The organism is Aeromicrobium panaciterrae (assembly GCF_039537165.1).
Classification (GTDB): domain Bacteria; phylum Actinomycetota; class Actinomycetes; order Propionibacteriales; family Nocardioidaceae; genus Aeromicrobium; species Aeromicrobium panaciterrae.
The window spans coordinates 387,665-406,571 of the sequence record NZ_BAAAZZ010000002.1; the positions used below are offsets into that span (position 1 = coordinate 387,665).

17 protein-coding genes are annotated in these 18,907 nt (G+C 67.1%); 6 read left to right on the forward strand and 11 right to left on the reverse strand.

Annotated elements, in window-relative coordinates:
• Positions 1-9: 9 nt before the first annotated feature.
• From ABD683_RS02390 to ABD683_RS02415, 6 genes are read right to left on the reverse strand one after another with little or no spacing between them, the layout of a single operon-like run.
• The gene (locus ABD683_RS02390) at positions 10-756 is read right to left on the reverse strand and encodes a DUF1684 domain-containing protein (protein ID WP_344766976.1); all 747 of its coding nucleotides are present in this window, start codon (positions 754-756) and stop codon (positions 10-12) included.
• A complete protein-coding gene (locus tag ABD683_RS02395; RefSeq protein ID WP_344766978.1) occupies positions 753-2,366 on the reverse strand; it encodes an ATP-binding cassette domain-containing protein in 1,614 nt (537 codons plus the stop codon). The genes ABD683_RS02390 and ABD683_RS02395 overlap by 4 nt, the downstream gene beginning before the upstream one ends.
• Positions 2,363-3,256: an ABC transporter permease gene (locus ABD683_RS02400; protein WP_344766979.1), complete on the reverse strand. Its 894-nt coding sequence runs from the start codon at positions 3,254-3,256 to the stop codon at positions 2,363-2,365. Before ABD683_RS02400 ends, ABD683_RS02395 begins: the two co-directional genes overlap by 4 nt.
• Positions 3,253-4,185, reverse strand: coding sequence for an ABC transporter permease (locus tag ABD683_RS02405; protein ID WP_344766981.1), 933 nt, complete (start codon positions 4,183-4,185; stop codon positions 3,253-3,255). Before ABD683_RS02405 ends, ABD683_RS02400 begins: the two co-directional genes overlap by 4 nt.
• Before the next feature lie 51 nt (positions 4,186-4,236).
• On the reverse strand, positions 4,237-5,832 hold the full coding sequence (locus ABD683_RS02410; protein WP_344766983.1) for an ABC transporter substrate-binding protein: 1,596 nt from the start codon (positions 5,830-5,832) through the stop codon (positions 4,237-4,239).
• 47 nt (positions 5,833-5,879) lie between these two features.
• On the reverse strand, positions 5,880-7,274 hold the full coding sequence (locus ABD683_RS02415) for an NtaA/DmoA family FMN-dependent monooxygenase (protein ID WP_344766984.1): 1,395 nt from the start codon (positions 7,272-7,274) through the stop codon (positions 5,880-5,882).
• A gap of 452 nt (positions 7,275-7,726) precedes the next feature.
• Here ABD683_RS02415 and ABD683_RS02420 point away from each other — a divergent pair, with 452 nt between their 5' ends.
• Genes ABD683_RS02420 through ABD683_RS02430 form a run of 3 tightly spaced genes read left to right on the forward strand, consistent with a single transcriptional unit; the run spans position 7,727 to position 11,212 of the window.
• Positions 7,727-9,055 (forward strand): NtaA/DmoA family FMN-dependent monooxygenase, encoded by a 1,329-nt coding sequence (locus tag ABD683_RS02420; RefSeq protein WP_344766987.1) that lies wholly within the window; start codon positions 7,727-7,729, stop codon positions 9,053-9,055.
• Entirely contained in the window at positions 9,052-10,203 is a 1,152-nt protein-coding gene (locus ABD683_RS02425) for an acyl-CoA dehydrogenase family protein (protein ID WP_344766989.1), read from the forward strand. Before ABD683_RS02420 ends, ABD683_RS02425 begins: the two co-directional genes overlap by 4 nt.
• Positions 10,204-10,216: 13 nt before the next feature.
• Positions 10,217-11,212, forward strand: a complete 996-nt coding sequence (locus ABD683_RS02430) for a ketopantoate reductase family protein (protein ID WP_344766991.1) — start codon at positions 10,217-10,219, stop codon at positions 11,210-11,212.
• On the opposite strand, the gene ABD683_RS02435 is transcribed toward ABD683_RS02430, so the two are convergent.
• The 3 genes from ABD683_RS02435 to ABD683_RS02445 all read right to left on the reverse strand — a co-directional run bounded on the left by ABD683_RS02435 (position 11,209) and on the right by ABD683_RS02445 (position 14,279).
• Positions 11,209-12,468 carry an MFS transporter gene (locus ABD683_RS02435; protein WP_344766993.1) on the reverse strand — a complete coding sequence of 420 codons (1,260 nt, stop codon included), beginning with the start codon at positions 12,466-12,468 and terminating at the stop codon, positions 11,209-11,211. The two genes, ABD683_RS02430 and ABD683_RS02435, sit on opposite strands and share 4 nt — an antisense overlap.
• A gap of 28 nt (positions 12,469-12,496) precedes the next feature.
• The gene (locus ABD683_RS02440; RefSeq protein WP_344766994.1) at positions 12,497-13,324 is read right to left on the reverse strand and encodes a sulfurtransferase; all 828 of its coding nucleotides are present in this window, start codon (positions 13,322-13,324) and stop codon (positions 12,497-12,499) included.
• 76 nt (positions 13,325-13,400) lie between these two features.
• Positions 13,401-14,279, reverse strand: coding sequence for a LysR substrate-binding domain-containing protein (locus ABD683_RS02445; RefSeq protein WP_344766995.1), 879 nt, complete (start codon positions 14,277-14,279; stop codon positions 13,401-13,403).
• Between the two features lie 198 nt (positions 14,280-14,477).
• Here ABD683_RS02445 and ABD683_RS02450 point away from each other — a divergent pair, with 198 nt between their 5' ends.
• Both ABD683_RS02450 and ABD683_RS02455 read left to right on the forward strand, forming a co-directional pair.
• On the forward strand, positions 14,478-15,818 hold the full coding sequence (locus ABD683_RS02450; RefSeq protein ID WP_344766996.1) for an FAD-binding oxidoreductase: 1,341 nt from the start codon (positions 14,478-14,480) through the stop codon (positions 15,816-15,818).
• A 14-nt stretch (positions 15,819-15,832) separates the two neighbouring features.
• Positions 15,833-16,348 carry a flavin reductase family protein gene (locus ABD683_RS02455; protein WP_344766997.1) on the forward strand — a complete coding sequence of 172 codons (516 nt, stop codon included), beginning with the start codon at positions 15,833-15,835 and terminating at the stop codon, positions 16,346-16,348.
• 11 nt (positions 16,349-16,359) lie between these two features.
• Here the strand turns inward: ABD683_RS02455 and ABD683_RS02460 are convergent, their stop codons facing one another.
• Entirely contained in the window at positions 16,360-16,848 is a 489-nt protein-coding gene (locus ABD683_RS02460) for an NADPH-dependent FMN reductase (RefSeq protein WP_344766999.1), read from the reverse strand.
• Positions 16,849-17,199: 351 nt separating this feature from the next.
• Here ABD683_RS02460 and ABD683_RS02465 point away from each other — a divergent pair, with 351 nt between their 5' ends.
• The gene (locus ABD683_RS02465; RefSeq protein ID WP_344771558.1) at positions 17,200-18,153 is read left to right on the forward strand and encodes an MsnO8 family LLM class oxidoreductase; all 954 of its coding nucleotides are present in this window, start codon (positions 17,200-17,202) and stop codon (positions 18,151-18,153) included.
• Here ABD683_RS02465 and ABD683_RS02470 read toward each other — a convergent pair.
• Complete coding sequence (locus tag ABD683_RS02470) at positions 18,150-18,878, reverse strand: alpha/beta hydrolase (RefSeq protein WP_344767001.1); 729 nt, start codon at positions 18,876-18,878, stop codon at positions 18,150-18,152. The genes ABD683_RS02465 and ABD683_RS02470 overlap by 4 nt on opposite strands.
• Between the last annotated feature and the right edge of the window lie 29 nt (positions 18,879-18,907).

Genomic DNA, 18,907 nt, shown 5'->3' on the forward strand with positions numbered 1-18,907 from the left:
GACCTCGGGTCACGAACCGGAGCGCTGGACTGAGCGCTCGCCTGCATGCACGGCGAATGGCAGTCGGTTCGCGGCTGGCGGGATCGGACAGAGGTAGTGGTCGCTGAACGCACACGGCGGAAGGTAGGCCCTGTTCAGGTCGATCGTCACCGCACCGTCGACGTCGGGTCGCGGCAGGTTCAGGAAGCGGAACTGTTGGGTCGTGTCGCCGTTCGACGTATCTGCGAAGGTGACCTGCAGCTCGCCGCCTTCGCGCGGGAACGCCACAAGCTCGACCTCGTGCCCCAGGATCTGCGCCGTGACTGTGCCCGCGAGGGCGTCGTCGCTGCGTCGTCCGCCGACATGATCGATGGCGATCGTCGACTCCGGCGCTGCCTCGGTGAACCGCCCTGTGACAATCCACTCATCCCGGAGATCAAAGACGTCGATCCCGGCGAAGGTGGTGCGGCCGGGAGCCGCTGGGTCGAAGACACGAAGTGCGATGTCACCCGCATTGACGATGGCCCGCAACAGCTTGCCGTCGAGGACGACCTCCTGGCTCGGGGAAAGTGACACATCGGCCTGTGCGCCGACCACCAGGCCATCGACTACGCGCCAGCTGCCGGGAAGTCCGTCGATCTCGACCGGCGACTCATCCAGCCAGTGCGTTCCTGTGAGCGACGCCGTGCCATGTTCTGACGCCGCCAGGGATTCGCGGGCCGCGTGCCATTCGCGCCACTCGGCACGCCTGCGCTCGCTTGTCACTGTGGTTGTCATTGGACTCCTTCTCGGCGATGTGGCACTGAGGCGATGAGCTCCCGGGTGTATTCGGCCGACGGGTTGCCGAGCACGTCGGCGGCGTGTCCCGACTCGACGACCCGGCCGCGGTTGAGGACGACGACGGTGTCGGCCAGCTCGCTGACGACCGCGAGATTGTGCGAGATGAACAGGTAGCTCACGCCGGTCTCCTTCTGAAGGCCGAGGAGCAGCTCGATGATGCGCGCCTGCACCGTGACATCCAACGCCGAGGTCGGCTCGTCGCACACGACGAGTCGGGGGTTGAGGCTGATCGCGCGGGCGATCGCGACCCGCTGCTGCTGGCCACCGGAGAGCTCAAGGGCTCCCTTGTTCGCGAACGACGACGGCAGACCCACCTGGTCCAGGAGCTCCGCCACCCGCACGCCGACGGCGCTGCGGTCGAGTCCGTCATGGATGAGCGGCTCGGCAATCACCTGGGCGACCGAGTAGCGCGGATCGAACGAGCTCGCCGGGTTCTGGGGGATCAGCTGGGTCTTGCGGCGCAGGGCGCGACGGGCCTCCCGTCCGATCTGGTGCACGTCGGCGCCTTCGAAGATGACCCTCCCGGAGTCGGGCTTGTCGAGACCGAGCACGAGACGCGCGATCGACGTCTTGCCGGCGCCTGATTCGCCCACGACGGCCACGGTGCTCGCCCGAGGCACTCGAAACGTCACTCCGTCGACCGGGGTGAACAGCTCGCCCTTGCCCCACCAGCTGTCGCTGCGAAGCCGGATCGAGCGTCTGATGTCGTCCACCTCGAGCACGACGGGCCTGTCGTCGAGGGACTGGTCGATCGGGCGGGGTTGGAGTGTGGGTGAGGAGCGCAGCAGGGCGCGGGTGTAGTCGGTGATGGGGCCGGCGAAGAAGTCCCCCGTCGAGCGACGCTCGACGACGCGGCCACCACGCAGCACGATCGTCGCGTCGGAGTAGCGGGCTGCGAGCTCCAGATCGTGGGTCACGAGCAGGATCGAGACGCCGTCGTCGGCCACGATGTCGACCAGCAGCGACAGCACCTGCTTCTGGATCGTGACGTCCAAAGCGCTGGTCGGCTCGTCGGCGATGATGAGCGCCGGCTTGGCGGCGATCGCGATGGCGATCAGCACCCGCTGCAGCATCCCGCCCGAGAACTCATGAGGGTACTGGCGGGCGCGTACGTCGGGCTGGTCGATGCCGACCCGATCGATCAGATCGATGACGTGGGCGTCCACCTCGTCCTTCGTGCACACGTCGTGCTCGAGCAGCACCTCGGCTATCTGCGCCCCGATGCGCTTGAGCGGGTGAAGGCTACGACGCGGGTCCTGCGGCACGAAGCTGACCACCGCACCGCGGAGAGCCCTGAGCATGGCCTCGGAGGCGCCGACCACGTCCACGCCGTTGACGACGATCTGGCTCTCCGGTGCGAGCTCAGCGGTTGACGGCAGCAGACCGACGATCGCCTTGGCGACACTGGTCTTGCCCGAGCCCGACTCGCCGACGACGGCGACGACCTGTCCCGCCTCCACCGTGAGGTCAAGGTCGGAGACGGCCACCTCACGGTAGTGGTGCGTGACGTAGTCGATGCCCAGGCCACGGATCTTGAGGACGCTCACTGCGATGACCTGCCGCTCGACTGGAAGTACAGGAACACGCCATTGGCGGCGACGACGACCGCGGTCACCACGAGGCCGGGGATCGTCGTGAGCCACCAGGCCGTCGCGAGGAACGACCGCCCGTCTGCCACCAGCGCTCCCCACTCAGGATTCGGCGGCTTGACGCCAAGTCCGAGGAAGCTCAAGGACGAGATCGCGATGATGCTCGCGCCGAAGTCGAGCGCGATGTAGGCAGCGACGGGTGCGAACGAGTTGGGCAACACGTGCTTGCGCAGGATCGTCGGCCAGCCGACGCCGCTGAGCACGGCTGCCTCGACGTACGCCGAGCGTGCCACCACCAGCACGCTGGATCGCATCAGCCGGGTGATCGCAGCGATACCGGCGACCCCTACCGCGATGGCCACGTTGATCGTGCCGAAGCCCAGCGCCGCGACGATCGCGAGGGACATCATGAGGCTCGGGATCGACATCATCAGGTCGGTCACACGCATGATCACGCCGTCGACGAACCCGCCAGCTGAGCCGGCGACCAGCCCGAGCAGCGTGCCGCCCGTGAACGAGATCGCGAGGGCCAGCAGGCTCGCGGTGAGCGAGACATGTGCCCCGTGGACGACCCGCGAGTAGAGGTCGCGGCTGAGGTTGTCGGTGCCGAACGGATGCTCCCACGACGGCGGCTTGAGGTGCTGCCCGTAGAAGATCTTGTACGGGTCGGTGTGCGTGAACCAGCCGGGGAAGGCTGCTGCCAGCACGGCGACACCGATGATCGCCAGGCACAGGCCCAGTCCGATGCGGGCTCCGAGCGTGCGTCGCGGACGTAGCCGCTTGTCGGGGGTGACGCCGACCTCGAGGCCGACGATCGGGTCGACGATGACGCTGGGGGCTGTCGTCATGATGAGACCTTCGCGCGAGGATCGATCAGCGGATAGACCGCGTCGGTGAGCAGGTTGACGATGACGAAGACGATCGCGGTCGTGACGATCGTGCCCTGGACCAGCGGCAGGTCACGCTGCACGACGGCTTGCTGCATCAGCGAGCCGATGCCCTGTCGCGAGTAGACCGTCTCGGAGATGACGGCGCCGGCGAGCAGCGTGCCGAAGTGCAGCCCGATGATGCTGACCGTGGGAAGCAGGGACGCCGGCAGCACGTGACGGGTGTGGACGTCGAGGGGTCGAAGGCCCTTCGACACGGCAGTCGTGACGTACAGCTCGGCGCGTGCCCGCAGGATCCCGTCGAGGGTCACCTGGGCGATCATCGAGCCGTACGGGATCGCGATCGTCAGGGCCGGCAGCACGACGGAGTACCACTGGGCGTCTCCGCTCGACGGGAAGATGTGGATCTGGAAGCTGAACACCTGCAGCAGGATCAGGGCGATCCAGAAGGTCGGCACGGCGTTGCCGAACGCGGGGAGGATCCGCAGGGTACGCGCGATACGTCCGTCGGGCCGAAACGAGATGGCAACGGCAAATGCGATGCCGAACACGATCGACAGCACCATGGCTGACAGCGTCAGGACGATCGTGGAGGGAAGGGCGTTCTTCAGCAGGTCGGTGACCCTCGCGCCGTAGAGGACGGAGTTGCCGAAGTCGAGGTGGAGATACTGCCACGCCAGGTGCACGTACCTCTCGAAGAAGCCCTGGTCGAGACCGAGGGACGAGCGCAAGGCGGCCTCCTGCTCGGGGCTGACAGCCGTTCCGCCATCAGCTCCGAGCAGGACGCTCACGCTGTCGCCCGGGATCAGGTACAGGATCACGAACGACACCGTGAAGGCACCCCAGACGACGAGCGCAGCCTGACCGAACCGTAGAGCGAGGCGCTTCATCGGATCTCCTTGCCGTGCTGTCGTCGGGGTGTCTTCACGAGTGCCTGCCTGCTACTTGCTGAGCGAGATGTCCGCGTACAGCGGGCCGGGGCCCGAGAGGTAGGCGAGCTTCGCGCCCTGGACCTTGGACGACACCGCGAACGACTGCGCCCAGTCATAGATCGGGATGAGGTATCCCTCGTCGATGACGGTCTTCTGGATCTCGGCGAGGATGCCGTTCCGCTTGGTGACGTCCACCGCCTGCAGCTGGTCGGACAGCAGGTCATCGAGCTTTTCCCGGCCAGCGCGTTCCAACCAGTTGTTGGCGTCGATGCTCAAGATGGCGCGGAGCGTGTCGGGCTCGGGCGTGTAGCCGTTGACCCAGCGCGCCGAGAACTTCCCGCTGTCGTAGACGCTCGCCGCCTGACCGGTGGGAAGCAGGTTGATCGTCAGCTCGACACCGATCTCCTTGAGCTGCTCCTTGACGATCGCGAGCACGCTCGACGTGGCATTCCAGTCGGAGTCCCACGTGACGTCGAAGCTCAGCTTCTTGCCGTCCTTCTCCCGGATGCCGCCGGCGCCGACCTTCCAGCCTGCGTCGTCGAGCAGCGTCCTGGCCTTGTCCGGCTGGTACGACAGCGCATCGCCCTGGCTCTTGAAGCCGACCGTCGAGGTGCTCAGTGCCGACTCCGACGCATGGAACCAGTCGCCGATGACACCGTCGATCGCGGCCTTGCGGTCGAAGCCGATCTGCACCGCCTGACGGACGGCCGGGTCGGAGAACACGGTGCCCTTGACGTTCGGCACGAGCGCGACGGGATAGCCGGCGTTCGTCGTCGTCAGCACCTTGCCGCCGGCGCCTTCGATGCGTGAGGCATCTTGCGGCAGCACCACGGAGTAGGCGTCGATCTGGCCGCTCAGCAGGGAGCCGGCCAGGACGGCGGTGTCCTTGATGTTGACGATCTCGAGACCGTCGAGATGCGCTGCGCCCTGGTTCTTCGCGAGCGGGTTGCCCCAGGCGTAGTCCTTGCGCTTCTTGTACGTCAGCGTCTCGGACGGGACGTACTTCGTCACGACGAAGGGACCTGAACCGATGGCGCCCTTCGCGCACCGCTCCTCGGCGGTCTGTGCCGACGTCTTGGGTGCGACGATCGCCAGGTTGCCCGTCGCGGTGCCCTGCAGGAACGCGATGTTGGGCTTGGAGAAGTGCACGACGACCTTGTCGGGGCTGACGACCTCGGAGCGCTGGTAGTCGTTCAGGTAGCCGATGGCCAGCGAGGCGGCAGCGCCGAGCTTCTTGATCCCGTCGAAGTTGTCGGCAACGGCCTGGGCGTCGAGCTTCTCGCCGTCGCTGAACGTGACGTCGTCACGCAGGGTGAAGGTGAAGTCCTTGGCGTCGGCGCTGACCTCGTACTTGGTCGCCAACCACGGCAGGTACTCGCCGGTCTTGAGGTTCTGCGCGAGCAGCGAGTCGGCCAACGGCTTCAGCGCATAGCTGTTGGGGTTGTTGCCGCGCTGATGGGGATCCGCGCAGTCAGGAACCGTGCCGCCGAACTTCAGGGTGCCTCCGGCTTGGGCGGCGGCACCGTCGCTGCCGCTGCCGCACGCGGTGAGAAGCGCGGCAGTCAGTGCGATGGGTATGACGGCTGTCAGTTTCTTGAGTCTCATTGACTTTCTCTTCTTTAGGGGGTCAGCGGTGTGCTGACCTCGTCTGGTCAGACGAGCTGTTGGGCCCGTCGTGCTCGGTGGGTCTCGGGGAGGTGCGGGCCGGCGCCGAACAGTCGTTCGCGCAGGGTCGTTCCGGGCGGGTCGTAGCGGGCGCGCATGAGCCCGCGCTCAGTGAGGATCGGCGTGAGGTGGTCGGCGAAGTCCTCCCACGAGCCCGGCTGGGTCAGGTAGTGGACGTTGAGCCCGTCGATGCCGACATCGGACCAGCTCTCGATCGCGTCGGCGATCTGTTCGGGGGTGCCGACGGCATGCTGCGCACCGGACCACCGGACGTACTGCTCGAGCGTCCAGTCCTTGTCGGGCGCGTTCTCAAGCCGGGTCCTGAACGAGCCGATGTCGTCCGCGGTCGCACGCTCGAGGATGTCGGAGACCTTCTCCTGCAGGCCGAGGATCGAGAGGTCCTTCTTGGCTCCTTCGGCGAGCTTGATCAGCAAGGACTCGACTGACCGGGTCTCAGCCAGGTCGGCGTTGATGCGCTGCGCCTCCTCCTCGGTGCTGCCGAGGACATACGCGAACTTGCTGATGATCTTGAGGTCGTACGGATCGCGTCCGGCATCGGCGGCGGCCTTGCGGAGCTTCGCGATGTTGGCGATGGGGTCGCCGACCTCGATCGACGAGAACACCGCTTCGGCGTGATCGGCAGCGAACTGGGCGAAGCGATCGGACGCGCCGGCATTGAACAGCACGGGGGTCCGCTGCGGCGATGGCTCGGACGCATGGGCGCCGGGCACGTCGTAGAAGTGCCCCTTGTGGTGGATGTCGTGGATCTTGCCGGCGTCGGTGTAGTGGCCGGTGGCCTTGTCGCGCAGGAGCGCGCCGTCCTCCCAGCTCTGCTCCCACAGCTTGTAGACGACCTCGAGGAACTCCTCGGCGCGGGCGTAGCGATCGGAGTGCTCCGGCAGCCCCCCGTATCCGAGGTTGCGTCCGGTACCCGGGATCGAGCCCGTCACGATGTTCCAGCCCAGGCGGCCACCCGTCAGGTGATCGAGGGTCGAGGCGCGGCGGGCGAACGAGTACGGCGGCTCCTGCAGGACGTTCTCGGTGAACGCGAACCCGAGGTTCTCGGTGGTGTACGCGAGGAGGGCAACGATGCTGGCCGCGTCGAGGACCGGCGCCTGCAGGCCCGTGCGCAGGGCCGCGTCGCGGTTGCCGCCGAGGGTCTCGTACGGCGCCAGCACGTCGGCGAAGAAGAGGATGTCGAACCGGGCGCGCTCCAGCGTCCGGGCGACATCGACCCAGTACTGGGGCGTCGTGTACTCGAGCTGACGGCTGTCGTCGCGGCGCCACTGACCGTGGTCGTGGTGCGACGGAGCAAGCATGTTGAATGCGCTGAAGATCAGCGGCTTGCGCTCTGCCATGTCGGCCTCTTCCTGTTGTGCCATGGATCCTGCGACGGGCACTGGTCTGCCCGGCGGTTCACGTTAGAAGCGATCGTCGGGGGGCGTCCAACAGTGATGCGAGATGGGTTGCCATAAGTGCCTCTGATCGATTTTTTGCCTGTTATTTCCGCGTATTCCAAGGCCAGAGTGCGCGCTCTCCGGACGCATTTCCGCCACGTCCCGTGATGTGGACGATGGCCATCGGCTGCGTCGACGGTGATACGGGGCGGCACTCCAGAGGTGGACACGACGACCGCCCCGTACGCCGTCTCGAGCACGAGATCGGACATCGTCCACGATGCGAACCTCGCCGGATCCACCCACCGCTCGGTGCTGCACTGGGGTGGTCATCGTGCTTCGTGATCGATTCACATCGACATTCGCACTTGGACACCCCCGCCGGCCGCTGCCTACGGTCGGTACGACCACAAGCAGGCCCCATGCAGGAGCGAGCAATGTCCCAGAACAAGCCAGTACGCCTGGTCTTCAACCTGACCCCGTCGGGCATCCACGACGCTGCATGGAAGCAGCAGGAGTCGCCCGCGACGCTGTCCACGGACATCGACCAGCTGGTGGAAAGCGCGAAGATCGCCGAGCGCGGAAAGCTCGACGCCATCTTCATGCCCGACAGCTACGGCGGACTCAACAAGGACGACCCGCCACGACGCCCGTGGCGCTCGCTCGACCCGACGGTCGTCTTCGCCGCGATCGCCGTCGCCACCGACAACATCGGCCTGATCGCCACGGTCAACTCGCTCTACAACGCGCCCTACCAGGTCGCTCGCGACATCGCATCACTCGATCACCTGAGTCGCGGCCGTGCCGGATGGAACGTCATCACCAGCCAGAACGCCAACTCGCTCGACATCCTCGGCATCGACGAGGTCTACGAGCGCGACGAGAAGTACGAGCGGGCCGAGGAGTTCCTGACGATCGTCCACCTGCTGTGGGAGTCGTTGCCGCAAGAGGCGATCCTGGCCGACGCCGCGTCGCACACGTACATCGACCTCGACCGGGCCCGCGAGGTGGACTTCACCGGCAAGCACTTCTCGAGCAAGGGCATCAGTCCGGTGCCGCCGTTCGAGGGCAACAAGCCCGTCATCGTCCAGGCCGGCGCATCTCAGCAGAGCAAGGAGTTCGGGGCCCGCTGGGCTGACGCGCTCTTCACGAAGCACCGCACGATCGAGTCGGGCCAGACGTTCACTCGTGACGCCCGCGCCTTCGCCGAGAAGGCCGGACGATCGGCCGACGACATCCTGGTGCTGCCGGGCCTCCTCCCGATCCTCGGGTCCACCGAGGCCGAGGCCAAGGCGATCAAGCGCGAGCTCGACGAGCAGCTCGACATCGAGTACCTCAAGGCGGCGCTGGCCGAACGGCTCGGCATCGAGCCGTCACAGCTCGATCCCGCCAAGGAGCTGCCGTACGACGCGATCGAGATCGAGAACGCCACCCCGTACGACCGTCAGCAGCGTGGCAACCTCGTGCAGGAGGCCAAGGATCGCGGCTTCACGACCCTCGACGTGCTCTACAACAACATCACCGCGGGTCACCGTGTCGTGGTCGGTACGCCCGAGCAGCTCGCCGATGACTTCGTGGCGTGGATCGACGCCGACGCCTCGGACGGCTTCGCGTTCAACGTCGAGTCCAACCCGCGCGGCATCGAGGCCATCGTCGACGGACTCGTTCCCGAGCTGCAGAAGCGGGGCCGGTTCCGCACCGACTACGACGGCACGACGTTCCGCTCCAACCTGGGCGTCGGCTCCGGCACGAAGGCTCCACGATGACGATTGCCATCGAACGCGCCGACGTCGACAGCGTCGAGTGGCTGGCCTCGATCACCGCGATCGCCGCCGCCGACGCCGAGCGCGTCGACCGGGAGGGCGCCTTCCCGGCGGAGACGTTGCGTCAGCTCTATGACGCCGGCGTCTATGACCTGATCTACGCAGGAGGCGACGATCGTCTCGATCTCGTCGGGTTGTCGCGGCTCGTCCAGGCGGTGTCGCAGGGCGACCCGTCAGCCGGGCTGATCCTGGTCAACACGATCCAGGCCGTCGAGAAGCAGAAGGCGCAAAACGTCTGGCCCGAGACGGTCTATTCGGAGTTCGTCCGCAGGACGTCCGAGGGTCCGGTCAACATCAACTCAGCTCGGGCCGAGCCCGATCTCGGTGCCCCGGCTCGCGGCGGCCTGCCCGCGACCACGGCATCGCGCACGGCGACGGGTTGGGCGATCAACGGTCGCAAGGCATATGTGACCGGCAGCCGGTATCTCGACTGGCAGTCCGTGTGGGTCAAGACGGATGAGAGCGACGTACGGGTGGGCCACCTGTTGGTGCCGCGCGACACCCCGGGCATCGAGACGATCGAGACCTGGGACCACCTCGGCCTGCGCGGCAGCGCGACGCACGACGTCGTCTACACCAACGTCGAGGTGCCCGACGAGAACTTCCTCGAGATCCCGTTCACCAACGGTCAGTACATCGACCCGGTCGGGCGTGGCGGACCGTCGAGCCTGCTGCACGCAATCATCTACCTCGGCGTCGCCCGGGCGGCCCAGGCGGCGTTCGCCACGTTCGCCCGCGAGCGGGTGCCCAGCGCGCTGGGACGGCCCATCGCCGAGACTGAGCGCATCCAGACCATCGCGGGCGAGATCGAGGGCCTCATCGTCCAGGCCGAGGAGCTCGCGTACGGACTCACGTCGCGAGCGCAGCTCGGCGACGAGGAGGCGATCCGGCGTACCCAGATCGCCAAGCCCCTCGTCGCCAAGGGCGCGATCGAGGCCGTTCACGTCGCGGTCGCAGCGCTCGGCAACCCCGCGTTGTCCAGGTCGAACCCCCTCGAGCGCCATCTGCGCGACGTCCTCTGCGCCCGAGTCCACCCACCCCAGGAGGATGCCGCCCGACTCGCCGTCGGCCGCCGCGTCCTCGCCGTCTGACCAGGAGACCACCATGACCCGCTATGTCATCATCGGTGCCGGAGCGCTCGGTGCCACGCTTGCCGCGCAGCTGCACGAGAGCTCGGTGCCGTACGTGCTCGTGGCTCGCGAGCGCCAGGTCGGACTCGTACGCCAACAGGGCCTGACGTACGTACGGCCGTCGGGCGAGGTCACCCTGCCGATCGAGATCACGACAGCCGACGACCTCGGCGATCTGCAGCCCGACGACGTGCTCGTGTTCACCCCCAAGACCCAGGACCTCGACGGCACTCTGGCCACGTGGGCCTGGCATCCCGTCGCAGGCGGTGGAGTGGGCGCGGATCTGCCGGCCATCACGGTGCAGAACGGCCTCGAGGCCGAGCGCCAGGCGCTGCGTCGCTTCGCCACGGTGCTCAGCGCCTCGTTCAACCTTCCGGCGCGCTACGTCGAGCCCGGAGTCGTCGAGGTGCGGTCGGCGCCGCTCACCGGAGTCGTGACGATCGGACGGTTCCCGTCCGGCGCGTCCGCGGTGGCCGAGCAGGCAGCGGCAGACTGGGGACGTTCGGGCTACGCCGTCGAGGCGACCGACGACATCCAGCGCTGGAAGGCCGCCAAGCTCCTCTTCAACGTGCACAACGCCGTCGACGTGTTCTCGGGCGACGCTGAGACGGTGGCCGAGCTGAACGAGGGCCTCGTGACCGAAGCCCGTGCTGCGCTCCTCGCAGCGGGCTACTCGATCGCCGAGAAGTCCGAGCACACGATCGACACGAGCGGCTTCGTGGTCCACGACCATCCAGAGGGTCGAGCCGGCGGCAAGTCGACGTGGCAGAGCTTCGCCCGCGCCGATGCGTCGGGTCACGAGGTCGACTTCCTCAACGGCGAGGTCGTCCTGCTCGGTCGCCTGCATGGCGTACCCACTCCGTTGAACGAGGCGGTGCAGCGCATCCTCGGCCAGTCCTTCGCCTCGGGTGAGGCGCCGGGCGCGCACGACGCGCGCGAGGTGCTCGACGCCGTCGCGGTGCCCGCCTAGACCGACCCACCCTGGGCGGCGGGCAGCTGTCCGGCTTGGGAGATCGTCCTCGCATCCAACACCGCCCAGATCAGTGCCGCGCAGATGCCAACGGCGGACAAGCTGCCGCCTGCCACGAGCGTCCATCGTGCTCCCCATGCCTCACCGACATGACCGATGAGCGGTGCTCCGAACGTCGTGCCGCCCATGAACAGCATCATGTAGATCGCCGCGACGCGGCCGCGCATGGACGGCGTGGTCGTCAGCTGGATCAGGGCGTTGGCCGTCGTGATCATCGTGAGAGTCGCAAACCCCAGGACCGGCATGATCGCCGCGTACGCGACGTACGACGGCATGACTCCCGCGGCGATCTCGACGAGTCCCACACTGATGCCGGAGAGGACGACGATGCGTACCGATGGGCGACCCCGATGGGCAGCGACCAGTGCCCCGACGATGGACCCGACCGCGATGTAGGAGCCCAGCGCGCCGAACTCCTGGGCGCCGAGCCCGAACGTCTCGGTCGTCATGAGCGCGCTCATCATCTCGAAGTTCAGCCCGAACGTGCCGACCGACGCGACACACATCAGCAGAAGGATCAGGTCGCGGCGGGTTCTCACGTACCGCCAGCCATCGGCGATGCCGTGAGCCTGGTGGGTGACGACAACGGGCATGAGCAGCTCTCGGTCGAGCCGGTTGAGCGATACGAACACGGCGACGTAGCTGACGGCGTTCGCCAGGATGACCCAGCCGGCGGCCTCGGCGCCCGAGCCCAGTGCGCCGATCGCGACTCCGGCGACGGCCGGGCCGATCAGCCGAGCCGTGTTGAACGAGGCCGAGCCAAGCCCCACAGCATTGGCCGCGAGGTCACGATCGACCAGCTCCATCACGAACGACTGCCGGGCCGGTGCGTCGAACGCCGTCGCCGTCCCGAACACGAAGGCGATGACATAGATGTGCCACGCCTCGACGTTGCCGGTGACCGCGAGGAGTCCCAGCACGGCCGATGGGGCCGCCATCGCGACCTGCGTACATCGCAGCACCACGCGCTTGGGGAAGCGGTCGGCGACGGATCCGGCGAACGGCACCATCAGCAGGGTCGGCAGGAACTGCAGGCCAGCCGTGATGCCGAGAGCCGTGCCGCTGCCGGTCACGACGAGCACGAGCCAGTCCTGTGCCACGCGCTGCATCCAGGTACCGATGTTCGACACGATGGAGCCGGCCAGATAGATGCGGAAGTTGCGTACCGACAGCGCGCGAAAGGTCGGCCTCACCACGGGTCTCGGGTGAAGTGCGTACGCGGTGTCACGTGCCGGTGGCGACGGGCAGGTCGTTGTTGCTCCACTGCGACCACGAGCCCGGGAACAGCACACCGTCGAATCCGGCGATCGCGAGCGCCGCGAGCTGGTGAGCAGCCGTGACTCCCGACCCGCAGTACGTGCCGACTGGCGCGCCTGCCGTGACACCAAGGGAGACGAAACGCTCGCGCAGCACGTCGGCCGGCAGGAATCGACCATCCGCGTCGAGGTTCTCGCCGGTGGGCGCGCTGACGGCGCCGGGTACGTGGCCGGCCTTCGGGTCGATCGGCTCCGTCTCGCCACGAAAGCGCTCCCCGGCGCGGGCGTCGAGCAGGACGTGGCTCTCGGCAAACGTCAGGACGTCGTCGAGCCCGAGTGTCGGCAGGGCGTCGTGCGCCAGCTCGATGGTTCCGGGTTCGGGGGTCACGTCATCGACGTCCAGGGGCAGGCCAGCTGATCTCCATGCCGCCAGGGCCCCGTCAAGGATGCGGACGTCGTCGAGTCCTGCCCACCGCAGCAGCCACCAGGCGCGCGCAGCTGCCAGGTTGCCCGCGTCGTCGTGGACGACGACACTGTCGCCGGCGCTGATGCCCCAGCGACGGGCCGCGCTCTGGAGCTCGTCGATGTCGGGGAGCGGGTGGCGACCCTCTGACGGCTCGCCGTGACGGGCGAGCTCGTCGTCGAGTGCGACGTACACCGAGCCGGGGATGTGCCCCTTCAGGTACTCGCCATGGCCGGGAGGGCCGCCCAGCGTCCAGCGGACGTCGAGCACGATGGGTGGATGCGGGCTGTCGAGGGCAGCGGAGAGCTCCTCGGCACTGATGAGTACGGGCACGTGATCACGCTAGGAACTGCTGGCCACGGCGTCCAATACGGATCGCTCATGCGTCCGGATCAGAACTGGTGATGGGTCAGGCCGGGATGTCGACGATCTGGAGCGTGCGCCGAGTGAAGAAGGCCTCGCCCGCTGCGATCGCGGTCGCCTCGATGTCGGCATCGAGACCGCGGCGGGTGATGAGGTTGAGCCCGGCCTCGCCGACCTCGGGAAGGTCGTCGCGACGTACGAGCCCGTCGGGCGTACCGCCGAAGTTGGGCAGCAGGGCAACGCCGAGACCGGCTCGCACCCCTGCGAGCACCCCCTCGAGCGTCGTCGACTGGCCCGCAACCGTGACGCGATGGCCCGCGTCACCGAGGCTGGCCATGGCCCGTTCACGCAAGGCACACGGCTCCTCGAAGGCCACGAGCGGGATCGCGTCGCGCTCGAGCCTCGGCGTCCATGACGGCGCCGAGTACCAGTGCAGCGGCGTACGGCCGATCTCACGGCCACCCTCGTTGCCCCGCGAGGCGAGGATGAAGGCGAAGTCGACAGCTCCCTTGGTGACACCCTCGATCAGGGTGGTCGAGCGGGCGATCTCGAACCGGGTGGTGACGTCGGGGAACGCCTGGTGGAGCGCGCGGATCATCTCTGGCAGGACTTGGTCGGCGGAGTGCTCGCTGGAGCCCACCACGACGACCTGCTCGGTCTGGACCTGCAGTCGAGCAAGCGCGCTGTCGTGCGCCGCGAGGATCTGGCGGGCCTCGGCGAGCACCTGCTCGCCGTCGACCGTGAACTTCATGTTGCGCCCGTCCTTGACGAAGAGCTTGCGCTTGAGACCGCGCTCGAGCAGGCGGATGTGCTGGCTGAGCGCAGGCTGGCTGATGTGCAGCGTGACGGCAGCCTTGCCGAATCCGCCGCACTCGGAGATCGCGACGAGGGTTCGCAGGTGATCCAGGTCAAGGGAAGTTGCCATGTTTCGACGGTAGGTTTGCCCACCGGGTGCGGACGACACGTCTCATTCGCTGATACGGCGTGCCAACAACCGGCTGAGTGTGCCAGACATCGATCACGGTCGCGCATCGATCCCGATCAGTGATCGTTGTTGGACGCCCAGGGTTTGCGTCCCACAGGCTGGAGGGGTGCTTCGCCATGCTCTCGACCAGGTCCGACGATGACTGCTGCGTCAACCCTTCCCCCGCGCGCTCTCACCGATCCTGAGCTGCTCACGGTGCTGTCGGTCGACCGCTCGGGGGCTCTCCCGGGACGGCCCCTGGCGGTCGTACGTCCGACGTCGGTCGACGAGGTGCAGGACGTGATGAGGTGGGCGACAACGACGCGTACGCCAGTTGTCCCGCGCGGCGCCGGCAGCGGACTCGCCGGTGGCGCGACCGCTGCAGATGGCGCCGTGATCCTCGACCTGCAGGCACTCGACCGCATCATCGACATCGATCCGCTCGACGAGACCGCGACAGTCGAGCCGGGTGTGATCACCTCCCACCTCGACCGAACGGCTCGCGAGCACGGGCTGTTCTACGCGCCCGACCCCGCCAGCGCCGACCTGTCGACACTCGGGGGCAACATCGCCACCAACGCGGGAGGTATGCGGTGCATCAAGTACGGCGTCACTGCCGACGCGGTGCTCGGGCTCGACATCGTGCTGTCCGATGGTCGCCTGCTCCACACCGGCGGAGCGACGCTCAAGGGAGTGACGGGCTACGACCTGACATCGCTCTTCGTGGGTTCTGAGGGGACGCTCGGAGTCGTGGTCGGTGCGCGGCTGCGGCTCAGGCCGGTGCCCTCGACGGTGGCGACGGCAACGGCTGCGTTCGACGATGTCGCCGGTGCGGCGGATGCCTGCACCGACCTGGCGTCCGCCCGGCTGACACCGAGCCTGCTCGAGCTGCTCGACGCTCGTACGCTCGAGACGATCGACCGGGTGCAGGGCACCGACCTTCGCTCACGCGGTGCCGCCCTCGTCATCTGCCAGGCCGACGGCGACGATGCGCGCAGCCAGATCGAGGCGATCGCCGCGGTGCTCGCCAAGCGGGCGACGAGGGTCGAGCACACGACCGACGATCAGCAGGCCGACGAGCTGCTCCGGGCCCGCCGGCTCGCACTGCCCTCCATCGAGGCCCTCGGGCGTCCACTCATCGAGGACATCTGTGTGCCCCGCTCGCGACTGGCCCACGCCATCGCCGGGATCGAGCGCATCGGCACCGCCACTGGAGTCTCGGTCCACACGTTCGCGCACGCCGGCGACGGCAACGTGCACCCGATCCTGTCGTACGACAGGAGCCTCACCGAGCCTCCGGCGGTGGTCCACGACGCGGCTCGACAGATCTTCGCGCTGGCGCTTGAGCTGGGCGGCACACTCACCGGTGAACACGGCATCGGCCTGCTCAAGCGCGAGTTCATCGGCAGTGAGATCGGTGCGATCGGACTCGATGTCCACGCATCCATCAAGCAAGCCCTCGACCCCTTGGGCTTGCTCAACGCAGGCAAGGCCTTTTGAACAGGAATGCACCCATGAACTCCGCGGCCGCAGCCATCACACCCGTCCCCGGCAGCCAGGAGGTGCTCCAACGCGCCTTCCGCGCCGCGATGGGCAACGTCGCGTCGGCGGTGTCCGTGGTGACGACGTTCATCGACGGCAAGCCCCACGGCGCCACCGTGAGCGCCTTCATGTCGCTGTCAATGGATCCGCCCATGGTCGTGGCGTCGCTGGACCGGTCATCGACGTTGTTGAGCAAGCTCACGATCGGCGCCCCGGTGGGGCTGAACGTGCTCGCCGCTCACCAGGATCAGGTCGGCCTGCGCTTCGCCGGCAAGGGTGACGCCAAGTTCACCGACATCCCCTGGCAGCTCGAGCAGGGCGCTCCGGCGCTGGTCGATCGGCACGCATGGCTGGTGGGGCGGGTGGCCGAGCTGGTCGCCGGCGGCGATCACATCCTCGTCCTCGTCGACATCCTTCACGCGGAGACGGGCCATCAAGCACCCCTGACGTACTGGCAGCGCACCTTCGGCACACACCACGCGTTCTGATCGCCGTACCGTCAGCTCGCTGCGGCGCGCACGACCGTGGCCCAGCGGTCGACCCATGCCTGCTCGGCGGGATCCGGGGCCTCTCCGTCGAGGAGGTAGAGCGCTGGCGCCGGGATCGTGGCCCCCAGCTCAACCAGGACCGGCTTGAGGTGGAGCTCCGGTGAGAGCGAGTGCGTCGCGCTGCCACCCAGCTGCAGCGGGACCGCCACGACTCCCTGCAACCCGACGCCCCCCTCGAACTTGTCGAGGAATGTCTTGAGCACTCCGGTGTAGGCGGACTTGTACGTCGGGGACGCGAACACCGCCAGGTCGCTGGCAGCGACGCGTGCGACGGCGTCCTTGATCCCGTCGTCGCCCCAGCCGAGGAGACCTGCACCGAGGTCGATGACGTCGATCGAGGTCGTGACCTCGCCGAGGTGTCCGGCGATCCGATGGGCTGCATCCCACGTCCGCCCACGGGGCTTGGGATTGCCCACGACGACCGCGATGTCAAGACTCATGGCTCGACGCTAGGCGACCTTGATCCCCGATCTGGACCGGTCCGAAACCTGAGACCGTGCGACACACAGCGGTGGCCAGGTGCTGCGCGACGCGCGCCCTTCGAAGCAGCTCACCGGGCAACCAGGTCGTCGCGCGACAGGTCTCGCGCATCAACGCCGAGCGGCGAGCAAGTCAAACGCGTTTGATCGATCTGGCCTCGTGAGTTCGAGGTGTGCAACGTTCGCGTCGAGTGTTAAACGGACGGCATCCATCTCTTGTCTCTCGTCTCGAATCCGACTTCTAGATAGTCACTATCGTTTGACAGTCGCATGCACTAGTCTATCCAGGTGGTTCCGCACTCAGTTCTCGACGTGTGTCCCGTGTGGCATGGCACAACCCCCGCGAGCGCGTTGAGGGAGTGCATCACGCTCGCGCAACATGTGGAAGAACTCGGATATCACCGCATATGGGTCGCGGAACATCATGGCTTGGAGAGTCTCGCGACCTCTTCACCTGGCGTACTTTCGGCCGCCATGGCTGGGCAGACGTCGCAAATTCGAGTTGGCGCTGGCGGTGTCATGCTTCCAAATCACTCACCAGTTGCCGTGGCAGAACAATTCGGCACGCTTGAAGCGCTCTTCCCCGGACGGATCGACCTGGGCCTTGGGCGCGCTTCAGGAAGCGACCCAGCGCTCATCCAGAGGCTCCACCACGGACGGGATGACGTGCCGTTTGAATCGCAGATCGAAGAGCTAGAGTCCTATTTCGACGATCCAGCCGGCAGACCAGTCGTTGTGCCTGCTGCCGGCAACCGTCCAGCTTCGTACTTGCTCGGAGCAAGCCCTGACAGCGGCCGCATCGCGGGCAAGCTCGGACTGCCATACGCCTTTGCGCACCACATTGCACCAGATGCGGCGTCAGACTCCATTGCCGCCTACCGTGCGTCCTTTGTCCCCGGACGACGTGAGCTACCCTGGGCGATTCTGGCCACGAGAGTGGTCATCGCCGACACCTTGGAGGCAGCCCGCGACGCCGCGCTTCCGTCGGTCCTGGGCCAGGTCATGGCTCGGCTCAATGGCCGATCGGATCCGTTCCCCCGCGACGAGGACGTTCCGCCGCTCGCATCGTTGCCTCGCAACGTACGCGCATTCATTGAGGATCGTCTGGCTGCTCATGTACTGGGCGATCCTGCATCCGCACGGGCTCAGGTCCAGCACTTGATGACAAATGCCGGCGCAGACGAGCTGATGGCTTTAACCATGATCCCTGACATGAGGAAACGGCACCGTTCCTTTGAACTGCTCGCCGCTGCACTCCAGAACTAGTCGAGTGCGCGACGAAGCGCTTCGACCGCTGCCTGCGTTGACGCTCGTGCGACGACATTGTCCGACTGCTTGATCTCGAAACCGTGGGGCATGCCGTCCCACATGTGGAACTCGACTGGAACGCCCAACTCGGCCAGACGCCCGGAGAATGCCAGAGTCTCTGGCACCGTCACCTCGCGGGAGCCAACCGACATATAGACGGGGGGCAGTCTTCGAAGGTCTTCCAGCTCGGCGGGCACAGCCGCGGAGCGTGTCCCGCCTGGGCCGAGGTAAGCCTTCCAAGCACCTCGCGCGGCTTTGGCCGACCAGATTGGGTCGCGTCCGTCGTCTAGGCCAGTCGCATGCGGTCGATCGTCGAGAAGCGGTGACTGCATCAAGACCAGGCGAACGGGCAAGGCTGTCGCGTATGCGAGGGACACCGCAATCGCGCCCCCAGCACTGACCCCTGCCATTGCGATCCGCGTGGAGTCGCAGGCAAGGTCTGACTCCATCGCAACGATCCCGTCCAAAACCGTCGCACAGTCATTCACAGCTGCCGGATGCGGGTAGTCGGGCGCCAACCGGTAGCGCGGCGAGATCACGACGGCGCCGGTCTCACGCGCGAGATGGTCACAAGCTTGATCGAACAATTCGGGCGCTCCAGCAGTGAAACCACCACCATGTACGTACAGGATGACCGGACGCTGGGTCGATCCGTGGGCGGTCTCGTAGAGACGAGCGTCCACATCGCCGATTCGAGTCCAGCGCCGCAACA